This window comes from Nonomuraea antri, from assembly GCF_013283785.1.
In the GTDB taxonomy this organism is placed as follows: Bacteria; Actinomycetota; Actinomycetes; order Streptosporangiales; family Streptosporangiaceae; genus Nonomuraea; species Nonomuraea antri.
Genome location: NZ_JABCPZ010000332.1, coordinates 1 through 9,115, shown reverse-complemented (window position 1 = coordinate 9,115; position 9,115 = coordinate 1). Strand labels below are relative to the sequence as shown.

The window sequence follows — 9,115 nt, the reverse complement described above, 5'->3', positions numbered from 1 at the left end:
GGGTGGGCTCCGGCGGCGGAGGCCGGACGGCGACGGGCACCGGAGCCGGGGCCTGGGCGCGCACCGGGCGCGGGGTCTTGCGCGGCGCGGGCCTGGACGGGCAGCGCCCGATCTCCACCCGGCCGCCGACGCAGACGCCGCCGCCGATCTCCACCCCGGGCTCCGACCCGCCGGGCACCTTCACCCGCCGCGTGGGCAGCCCGGGCGCCCGCTCTCCCGGGACCCGGACCCCGGGCAGGCGCACCTCGGGCACCCGGATGCCGGGCACGGACCGGCCGCGGATCGACACCCTGGGGGACGAGCCGCCGCGCACGGACACGCCGGGCACCCCTCGGGGCAGCAGCCGCCTGGGCACGGAGACGCGGGCGTGCGGGCCGCGCCAGATCGTCACCCCGTGCCCCTTGACCACGGGCTTCGGACGTTCGCGGTCCGCCAGGGCGGGCCCGCTCACGCTCACCGCCACCACGGCGACGGCCAGCAGCAGCGACGTACGCCTCCTGACGTCCACGGTCAGATTCCCCCGGCGATCCTGGCGAACTCCTGCAGCGCGCCGCGGAACGCGTCGGGGCCCACCGCCAGCGGCCCGTCGAAGGCCCGGGAGATGTCCCAGGTCAGGTAGACGCCGAAGCCGAGCATGGCGGCCATCGCCACCAGCGGCAGGATGGCCAGCCCGCGCGGCCTGGCCCCGGCCAGGAACGGGAAGACGATGACGATCACGCCGGTCAGGATCGTCAGGAGCAGCAGCCCGTCGGGCGGGGTGGCGGCGGCGTCGGAGCTGCGCTGGGCGCGGGCGGTGGACATGGTGCCGACGTGCTCCAGCACGGTGCCCTTGGCCTCCTCGGCCGTGTCGCCCTCGACCTCGAGCGCGGTGACGCGGCTGCGCAGCGCGTCGAGCCTGGCGGTGCCGATGGCGTCCATCCTGCCTTCGGCCATGAGCGGCCACTCGTCGCGGACGACGAACGTGACGTAGTCGCGCAGCGCGGTGCGGATCTGGGCGGGGGCCTCGTCCGGCAGGTCGGCGGCGGCCCAGTAGGCGTTGACCGCGGCCTGGCTCTCGGCGTGGGTGTTCTGGCGGGCGGCGTCGGCGGTGGTCCAGGGCACGATGATCGCGATGGCGAACACCAGCAGGAACAGCGCCGACAACATCGCGCCGGCGTGCGCGGCCGAGGGGCCGTCGGGTTCGCGGTCTTCGCTGCCCTTCTTCGCGATCCTGAACAGCAGGGCGGTGAGCGCCACCACGCCCACCGCCGCCACGATCGAGAGCGTGTACGCCAGCATGAAGATCTCCCCACACCCCATTGAATACGTAGTGTTACATTGCTATCACACTACGTCAGGGGCGAGAAAGCAAAGATCACGTCAGCATGGAGTCCCCGATTGTCCCGTCGTTCGCCCGGGGCGGGCGCCTCGTGGCTACGCGGGCGGCCGCCCCCGGGCGGCGCCCCTGGCCCGGCTCCGGCTGGCGACACCGGCGCGGTCCGCGGCAGCTGCTCCACGCGGGCCCAGGGGCACGCCCCCAATCACCTGCGAAGTCTCCGGTCGTCCCTCCGCGAACGGCCTGGACGCTCCGCCGGCACCCTCCCAACGGGGACTCTCACATGGTCCATGGCGGCCGGGCGGCTCGCGTCAGGGATCACCCCAGGGATTTCCCCAGGGGCGGGCGGGCGCGGCACCCGAGGTCGTGGACTGACCCGTCCGCCGGCGGTCCCGCGGGCGCGCTCCCGTGGACGGATTGTTGATCATGGCGGACGACCGGGGCGATCCGTCCAGCGGTTCACCAGTTGTCAGGAAATTTCGTCACACTGGGCCGCGTGAATCTCAACGGCCGTACTTTCGTGATGGTGAGCTCGACGGCGAGCGCGGTGGACCAGGACAGCCCGACCTCCTTCCAGTACTGGGAGGCCGACGGCGTGGTGTGGGGGAGCTACACGGGCGACACCGTCATCCACGGCCGCTTCGTCGGCACCAGGGACGGCGACGTCGTCGCCATCTCCTACGCCCACGCGCTCAAGGCCGGCGGCACCGCGGGCGGGCAGAGCACCAGCAGGATCGAGACCGAGCAGGACGGGCGGCTGCGCCTGGTGGAGGAGTTCAGGTTCGACGGCGACGACACGCTGCACGTGAGCGTGTGCACCGAGGTCGCGCAGGCCTGATCCGGGCGGCCGGTCAGCCGTCCTTCTGCAGGGCGGCGCGGCCCTCGGCGGCCCCGACGAAACGCATCTTGCCCAGCGGCACCTCGCCCGAGGTCTCCTGCGCCGCCCGCCGGGCCGGGCGGTCCCTGTCCCGGTCCCCGGGCAGCACGTAGGGGCGCTTGAGCACTTCGTCCAGGATGAACACCGTCTCGGTGGCCTTGACGGCCGGGATGTTCGCCAGCCGGTCGGTGACCATGGCGTGCACCTCGGCCACGTCCGCCACCCGGACCTGGATCATCGCGTCGTGCTGCCCGGTGGTGATCGCGCAGTACTCCACCTCGGGCATCCTGGCCAGTTCGGCCCTGAACTGCTTCCACATCTGCTGCCGCACGGTCACGAAGATCAATGCGGTGATGCCGAGCCCGGCCCTGACGTGGTCGATCTCGGCGGTGAAGCCCTTGATCGCGCCGTCGGCGCGCAGGGCCTCGAAGCGGGTGTAGGCGTTGGCCCGGGAGATGCCCACCCGTTCGGCCAGCGCGGCGACCGAGATCCTGCCGTTCTCGCGCAGGACCTCGAGGATCTTCAAATGGATGTCGTCCAGCTCAAGGCCGATGCCGATCCGTCCAGCCGGAGGGCGACCGCTGGCACCATATCTAGAAATTTCACTCATCATTACCTCACGTCCCTTTATATACGTCTTGCTGAGTGCACAGACCCTGGACGTTCTGCCGGACAATCCTCGACATCCTTCTCCCGATCGTCCAATTTGGAGGACCCAGTATGGCGACCCGCTCGCAGACGGCGGCTGTGCTGCTCGCCGGTGCACTCGCCCTCGCCGCCTGCGGAAGCGGCGGCACGTCCCAGACTCCGGCCGCCAAGAGCGGCGGCAAGACCCTCGTCATCGACACCTCCTTCGACCTGAAGACGGCCGACCCCGGCCGCACGTACGAGCCGACCGGCCTGATCGTCGGCAAGGCCCTGTACGAGACGCTGCTCACCTTCGACGGCGCGGACGTGACCAAGCCCGTCCCCGCGCTGGCGGAGTCGTACGAGCTGTCCGAGGACGGCAAGACGCTGACGCTCAAGCTCAAGAAGGGCGCCACCTTCGCCGACGGCACCCCCGTCACGGCCGACGACGTGGTGTTCTCGCTGAGCCGGGTGCGTGACATGAAGGGCACGCCGTCGTTCCTGCTGGACGGCGTCGAGGTGGCCAAGACCGACGACTCGACGATCACCCTGACCTCGAAGACGGCCAACGCCGCGCTGCCGTACATCCTGCCGAACCCGGCGCTCGGCATCATCAACAGCAAGGTGGCCAAGCAGAACGGCGCCACCGCCGACCCGCAGGACAAGGCCGAGCAGTACCTCAACGCGAACTCGGCCGGCTCGGGCCCGTACCTGATCGAGTCGTTCAACGTCAGCAACCAGGTCGTGCTCAAGGCGAACCCGAAGTACTACGGCGCCAAGCCCGCCTACGACAAGGTGGTCATCCGCAACGTCGAGGCGGCCACGCAGAAGCTGAACGTCCAGCGCGGCGACAGCCAGGTGGCGCTGAACCTGTCGGGCGACCAGGTCACCGGCATGCCGGCGACGCTGCAGGTCAAGAAGACCGCCTCGGCGAACGTCATCTTCCTGCTGGCCAACCAGGACGAGGCGATCAGCAAGACCACGCCGAACGCCAAGTTCGTCGAGGCCGTGCGCAAGGGCGTGGACTACGCGGGCCTGCTGGAGCTGGCCGGCGAGGGCTCCACGCAGGCGCCGGGCGTGATCCCGTCGCAGCTGCTCGGCGCGCTGCCCGCCGACCAGGCCACCAAGCGGGACGTCGAGGGCGCCAAGGCCGCCCTGGCGGCCAGCGGCCTGTCGAACCCGACGGTCAAGCTGGAGTACCCGAGCGAGCTGACCGTGAACGGCCTGTCGTTCCAGCCGCTGGCCGAGCGCATCCAGGCCAACCTCAAGGAGGTCGGCATCACCGTGGACCTCCAGCCGGCCCCGGTGACGACCGCGCTCGACAACTACCGCAACGGCAAGGAGGAGATGGGCCTGTGGTACTGGGGCCCTGACTACCCCGACCCCAACGACTACCTGGCCTTCCTGCCCGGCAAGACGGTCGGCCTGCGGGCCGGCTGGAAGACGGGCGCGGCCAAGGAGATCGAGGCGGCCGGCGAGAAGGCCGGCGCCGCGGTGGGCGACGACGCGCGCAAGCAGGCGTACGCCGACGTGCAGAACAAGCTGAACGCCTCCGGCCCGTTCATCCCGCTGATCCAGCCGAGCCAGAACATCGTGACCGCGGGCTCGGTGACCGGCCTGGAGTACCACCCGGTCTGGACGGTCGACGTCGCCGACCTCGGCGTGAAGTAAGGAAACACTCAGGTGTCCGACACCCCGGGCGCGGCGGGCTCGCCGCGCCCCGACCACCCGAAGGCGCCGGTGCGCGGCCGCAAGCGGGCCGCGCACCCGCTGGCCAGGTTCCTCATCAGGCGCGTCCTCATCGCCGTGCTGCTGGCGTGGGGCATCACGCTGGTCACGTTCGTGCTGACGAACCTGGTGCCCGGCGACCCGGTGGCCGCGAACCTGGGCCAGCGGGCGCTGGGCGACCCGGCCATCGTGGCGGCGTGGCGGGCCGAGCACGGCCTGGACAAGCCGCTGTGGCAGCAGTACCTGCTGCACCTGCAGGGCCTGTTCCAGGGTGACCTGGGCATGAGCCAGCAGAGCCACCGGCCGGTCGGCGAGGACCTGGCCCAGTTCGTCCCGGCGACGCTGGAGCTGGCCGGCGCCGCGATCGTGGTGTCGCTGCTGCTCGGCGTGGCCTTCGGCGTGGTGGCCGCGCTGCGCAGGGACCGGCTGCCCGACCACGTGCTGCGCGTGCTGAGCCTGGTCGGCATCTCGGTGCCGACGTTCTGGCTGGCGCTGGTGGCCTTCTACGTGTTCTTCTACCGGCTGCAGATCACGCCGGGCAGCGGGCGCGTGGACCCGGCGCTGGGTGAGGCGCCGTTCGTGACCGGGCTGCAGACCGTGGACGCGCTGCTGGCCGGCCAGTGGGACGTGTTCGTCTCGGCCGTCGGGCACCTGATCACGCCGGCGCTGGTGCTGGCCCTGTACACGATCGGGTTGCTGACCCGCTTCACCCGCAGCGCCGTGCTGGAGGTGCTGGGCCAGGACTACGTGCGCGCGGCCAGGGCCAAGGGCCTGCCCGGGCGGGTGATCCTGTTCAGGTACGTGCTGCGCTCGGCGCTGGTGCCGATCATCACGGTGGCCGGCCTGGCGTTCGGCAGCCTGCTGTCCGGCACGGTCCTGGTCGAGGCGGTCTTCGCCTGGCCGGGCGTCGGCCAGTACGCCTACAAGAGCGCCACCACGCTCGACCTGCCCGCCATCATGGGCGTCGGCCTGGTCGTCGGCGTGGTCTACCTGGTCATCAACCTGGTCGTGGACGTCCTGTACGGCGTCATCGACCCGCGAGTGAGGTTGCAGTGAAACGGGATCCCCTGGCCCGCAAGGGGCTGTTGCGGCGGCTCCCGGCGGCGTGGCGGCAGCCGCTGGCCGTCGTCGGCGTGGTGATCGCGATCGCCTGGGTGGTCATCGCGGTGGCCGCGCCGTGGCTGGCGCCGCACGACCCGCTGGCCCAGGACCTGCCACGGCTCGCGCCGCCCGGTCCCGGCCACTGGTTCGGCACCGACAACCTCGGCCGCGACGTGCTCAGCCGGGTCATGCACGGCGCGCGCATCTCGATCCCGCTGACGCTGCTGCTGGTGGCGCTGTCGGTGCTGGTCGGCGGGCTGCTGGGGGCGGCCGCCGGGTACTTCGGCCGCTGGGTGGGCGAGACGATCATGCGGGTGGCGGACCTGGTGTTCGCGTTCCCGACGGTCATCCTGGCCATGGTGGTGGCCGCCGCGCTCGGCGCGAGCCTGGCCAACGCGGTGCTGGCGGTGCTGATCGTGGCCTGGCCGGCGTACGCCCGCGTCACGCGCGGCCTGGTGCTGGGCGTGCGGGAGCGCGAGTACGTGCTGAGCGGCCGGCTGCTCGGCTTCTCCGCCTGGCGCTCGCTGCGCGTGGACGTGCTGCCGAACGTGACGGGACCGATCCTGGTGCTGGCCACGCTGGACATCGGCACGGCCCTGCTGCTGTTGTCCGGCCTGTCGTTCCTGGGGCTGGGCGCCAAGCCGCCGTCCCCGGAGTGGGGCGCGATGGTGGCCTCGGGCTTCGAGGTGTTCGACAGCTGGTGGGTGGCGACGTTCCCGGGTCTGGCGATCCTGACCGTGGTGCTGGCGTTCAACTTCCTGGGCGACACGCTGCGCGACGCGCTCGACCCGCGGACGGCCCGCGCGATCAAGGAGCGTGCGCTGTGACGCTGGACATCACCGGGCTCAAGGTGGACATCGGCGGCCGGCCGATCCTGCGCGGCGTGGACATCAAGCTGGAGGCGGGCCGGGTGCACGGCCTGGCCGGCGAGAGCGGCTCGGGCAAGACCATGACCGGGCTGGCCGTGCTCGGCCTGCTGCCGCACGGCGCCCGCGCCACCGGCAGGATCGCGCTCGGCGAGCGCGACCTGCTCACGCTGGCGCCCAAGGAGCTGAACAAGGTGCGCGGCGGCGAGGTGGCCATGGTCTTCCAGGACCCGGCCACCAGCCTGCACCCGATGTTGTCCATCGGCAAGCAGCTCACCGAGCACATGCGGCACCACCTGCGGATCGGCAAGGCCGAGGCCCGCGAGCGGGCGATCGAGCTGCTCGGCAAGGTGCGCATCCCGGGCGCGGCGGAGGCGTACTCGCGGTTCCCGCACCAGTTCTCCGGCGGCATGCGCCAGCGCATCGCCATCGCCATCGCGCTGGCCTGCTCGCCCAAGGTGCTGATCGCCGACGAGCCGACCACCGCGCTGGACGTGACCGTCCAGGCCGGCGTGCTGCGGCTGCTGCGCGGGCTCTGCGACGAGCTGGGCCTGGCGGTGCTGCTGGTCACCCACGACCTGGGCGTGATGTCGGCGGTGGCCGACGAGGTGAGCGTGATGAAGGACGGGCTGGTGGTGGAGACCGGGCCGCGCGGCCAGGTGCTGCGCGAGCCGTCGCACGACTACACGCGCGCCCTGCTCGCGTCCCTGCCGGATACGGAGATCTGATGAGCGATCTGCTGAGCGTCGACGACCTGGTCGTCGAGCACCGCTCCCCCGGCCGCCCGATCGTGCGGGCGGTCGCCGGGGCCAGTCTGAAGGTCGGCCCAGGCGAGGTCGTCGGGCTGGTCGGCGAGTCGGGGTGCGGCAAGTCCACGCTGGCCCGCGCGGTGTGCGGGCTGAACCCGGTCACCGAGGGCTCGATCACCTTCCAGGGTCAGCCGGTAACGCCGCTCGGGCTGCGGCGCAGAAAACTGACCGGCATCCAGATGGTGTTCCAGGACCCGTACGCGTCGCTGAACCCGCGCCGCCGGGTGGGCGACCAGATCGCCGACGGGCTGCGTACCGCTGGCGACACCACCACCTCCCCCGCCGACCTGCTGGACCGCGTCGGCCTGCCGCGCGAGTTCGCCGGACGGCACCCGCACGAGTTCTCCGGCGGCCAGCGGCAGCGCATCGCCATCGCCCGCGCGCTGGCCGCCAGGCCGCGGCTGCTGATCGGCGACGAGCCGATCTCCGCGCTGGACGCCTCCGCGCAGGCGCAGGTGGCCACGCTGATGCGTGACCTGGCCGTGGACTCGGGCGCCGGCCTGCTGTTCATCAGCCACGACCTGTCGGTGGTCCGGCTGATCGCCGACAGGATCGCGGTCATGTACCTCGGCAGGATCGTCGAGGTGGGCCGCACCGCCGAGGTGTGGGACGACCCGAAGCACCCGTACACGCAGGCGCTGCTGCGGGCCATCCCCAAGCCGGACGGCATGGGCGTGCTGCCCGCCGAGCTGGCCGGCGACGTGCCCGACCCGGCCGACCCGCCGCGGGGCTGCCGGTTCCACCCGCGCTGCCCGCTGGCCATGGACGTGTGCCGGGACAAGGAGCCCGACTTCGGCCCGGTCGCCTGCTGGCTGCACGAGCCGACGTGATCCCGCCGGTGCCGCTGGAGGCGGTGCGGGCGGCCATGGCCGGGGCCGGGATCGACGCCCTGGTGCTGCGGCCGTCGCCCGACTTCAGGTTCCTGGGCGGGCGGTCCGGCCCGTTCCTGGTGGTGACCATGGACGCGGCCGAGGAGACGCAGTCCCCGGGACCGCTGCTGGCCGGCGCGGGCCGGGTGGGCGTGGACCCGGAGATGCGGGTACGCGAGCTGTTCGGGCTCACCATCGAGGCCGAGCTGGTGCCCGCCTCGGCGGTGCTCGCCCCGTTGCGGCTGGTCAAGCGTCCCGAGGAGGTCGCGGCGATCGAGCGGGCGGCCGTGGCCGCCGGCGGGGTGCTGTGGCAGGCTCGGGAGCTGGCCTGGTTCGGCGCGACCGAGCGTGCGATGGCGACCGGGCTGCGCATCCTGGCGCTGGAGTCCGGGTGCGAGGAGGTGCTGTCGGTGCGGGTGGCGGCCGGCGAGCACACCGCCGGGCCCGGGCACCGGGCGGGCGACCGGGTGATCAACCCGGGGGACGCGCTGCTGGTGTCGCTGTGCGGGCGGTGGGACGGCTACTGCGCCGAGGTGGCGCGCGTCTTCGCCGTCGCCGAGCCGCCCGAGGACTTCGAGGCCATGTACTCGGTGGTGCTCGCCGCGCGGGAGGCGGCGCTGGAGGCGCTGCGGCTGTCGGCCGACCCGGCCGCGGCGGCCAAGGACGTCATCGACGGCAGCGGGTACGGCCGCTTCGCCGCCGCCCACGTGGGGCGCGGCCTCGGGCTGGGCCGCCGAGAGGGGCCGTGGCTCGGCCGGGACCGGCTGGAGCCGGGGATGACGTTCTGCCTGGAGCCGGCGATCTACGTGCCCGACCTGTTCGGCGCCCGAGTGGCCGACGTGGTCGCCTGCACCCAGGACGGCCCCCACGTCCTCAGCCGCGCCCCCCGCGACCTCCACGTCCTCGACCACTGACCCCCCGAG

The 9,115-nt window shown here is 72.5% G+C and carries 10 protein-coding genes; 7 read left to right on the top strand and 3 right to left on the bottom strand.

Going from position 1 to position 9,115, the window contains the following annotated elements; genetic code table 11:
* Positions 1-508: hypothetical protein (locus tag HII36_RS50985; protein WP_217370989.1), on the bottom strand; the 508-nt coding region annotated here is incomplete at its 3' end.
* Between the two features lie 2 nt (positions 509-510).
* Complete coding sequence (locus HII36_RS50980) at positions 511-1,278, bottom strand: bestrophin-like domain (RefSeq protein WP_173530628.1); 768 nt, start codon at positions 1,276-1,278, stop codon at positions 511-513.
* Positions 1,279-1,811: 533 nt separating this feature from the next.
* On the opposite strand from HII36_RS50980, the gene HII36_RS50975 reads away from it, so the two are divergent.
* Positions 1,812-2,153 carry a hypothetical protein gene (locus HII36_RS50975; protein WP_328808275.1) on the top strand — a complete coding sequence of 114 codons (342 nt, stop codon included), beginning with the start codon at positions 1,812-1,814 and terminating at the stop codon, positions 2,151-2,153.
* Between the two features lie 13 nt (positions 2,154-2,166).
* On the opposite strand, the gene HII36_RS50970 is transcribed toward HII36_RS50975, so the two are convergent.
* Positions 2,167-2,802, bottom strand: a complete 636-nt coding sequence (locus HII36_RS50970) for an Lrp/AsnC family transcriptional regulator (RefSeq protein WP_173530632.1) — start codon at positions 2,800-2,802, stop codon at positions 2,167-2,169.
* A gap of 110 nt (positions 2,803-2,912) precedes the next feature.
* On the opposite strand from HII36_RS50970, the gene HII36_RS50965 reads away from it, so the two are divergent.
* Genes HII36_RS50965 through HII36_RS50940 form a run of 6 tightly spaced genes read left to right on the top strand, consistent with a single transcriptional unit; the run spans position 2,913 to position 9,106 of the window.
* Complete coding sequence (locus HII36_RS50965; protein WP_173530627.1) at positions 2,913-4,490, top strand: ABC transporter substrate-binding protein; 1,578 nt, start codon at positions 2,913-2,915, stop codon at positions 4,488-4,490.
* Between the two features lie 12 nt (positions 4,491-4,502).
* On the top strand, positions 4,503-5,603 hold the full coding sequence (locus HII36_RS50960; protein WP_328808274.1) for an ABC transporter permease: 1,101 nt from the start codon (positions 4,503-4,505) through the stop codon (positions 5,601-5,603).
* Positions 5,600-6,475: an ABC transporter permease gene (locus tag HII36_RS50955; RefSeq protein ID WP_328808273.1), complete on the top strand. Its 876-nt coding sequence runs from the start codon at positions 5,600-5,602 to the stop codon at positions 6,473-6,475. The genes HII36_RS50960 and HII36_RS50955 overlap by 4 nt, the downstream gene beginning before the upstream one ends.
* Positions 6,472-7,242 carry an ABC transporter ATP-binding protein gene (locus tag HII36_RS50950; protein ID WP_173530626.1) on the top strand — a complete coding sequence of 257 codons (771 nt, stop codon included), beginning with the start codon at positions 6,472-6,474 and terminating at the stop codon, positions 7,240-7,242. Before HII36_RS50955 ends, HII36_RS50950 begins: the two co-directional genes overlap by 4 nt.
* Positions 7,242-8,153 (top strand): ABC transporter ATP-binding protein, encoded by a 912-nt coding sequence (locus tag HII36_RS50945; protein ID WP_173530625.1) that lies wholly within the window; start codon positions 7,242-7,244, stop codon positions 8,151-8,153. The genes HII36_RS50950 and HII36_RS50945 overlap by 1 nt, the downstream gene beginning before the upstream one ends.
* Complete coding sequence (locus HII36_RS50940) at positions 8,150-9,106, top strand: M24 family metallopeptidase (protein WP_328808272.1); 957 nt, start codon at positions 8,150-8,152, stop codon at positions 9,104-9,106. The genes HII36_RS50945 and HII36_RS50940 overlap by 4 nt, the downstream gene beginning before the upstream one ends.
* The last annotated feature ends 9 nt before the right edge of the window (positions 9,107-9,115 follow it).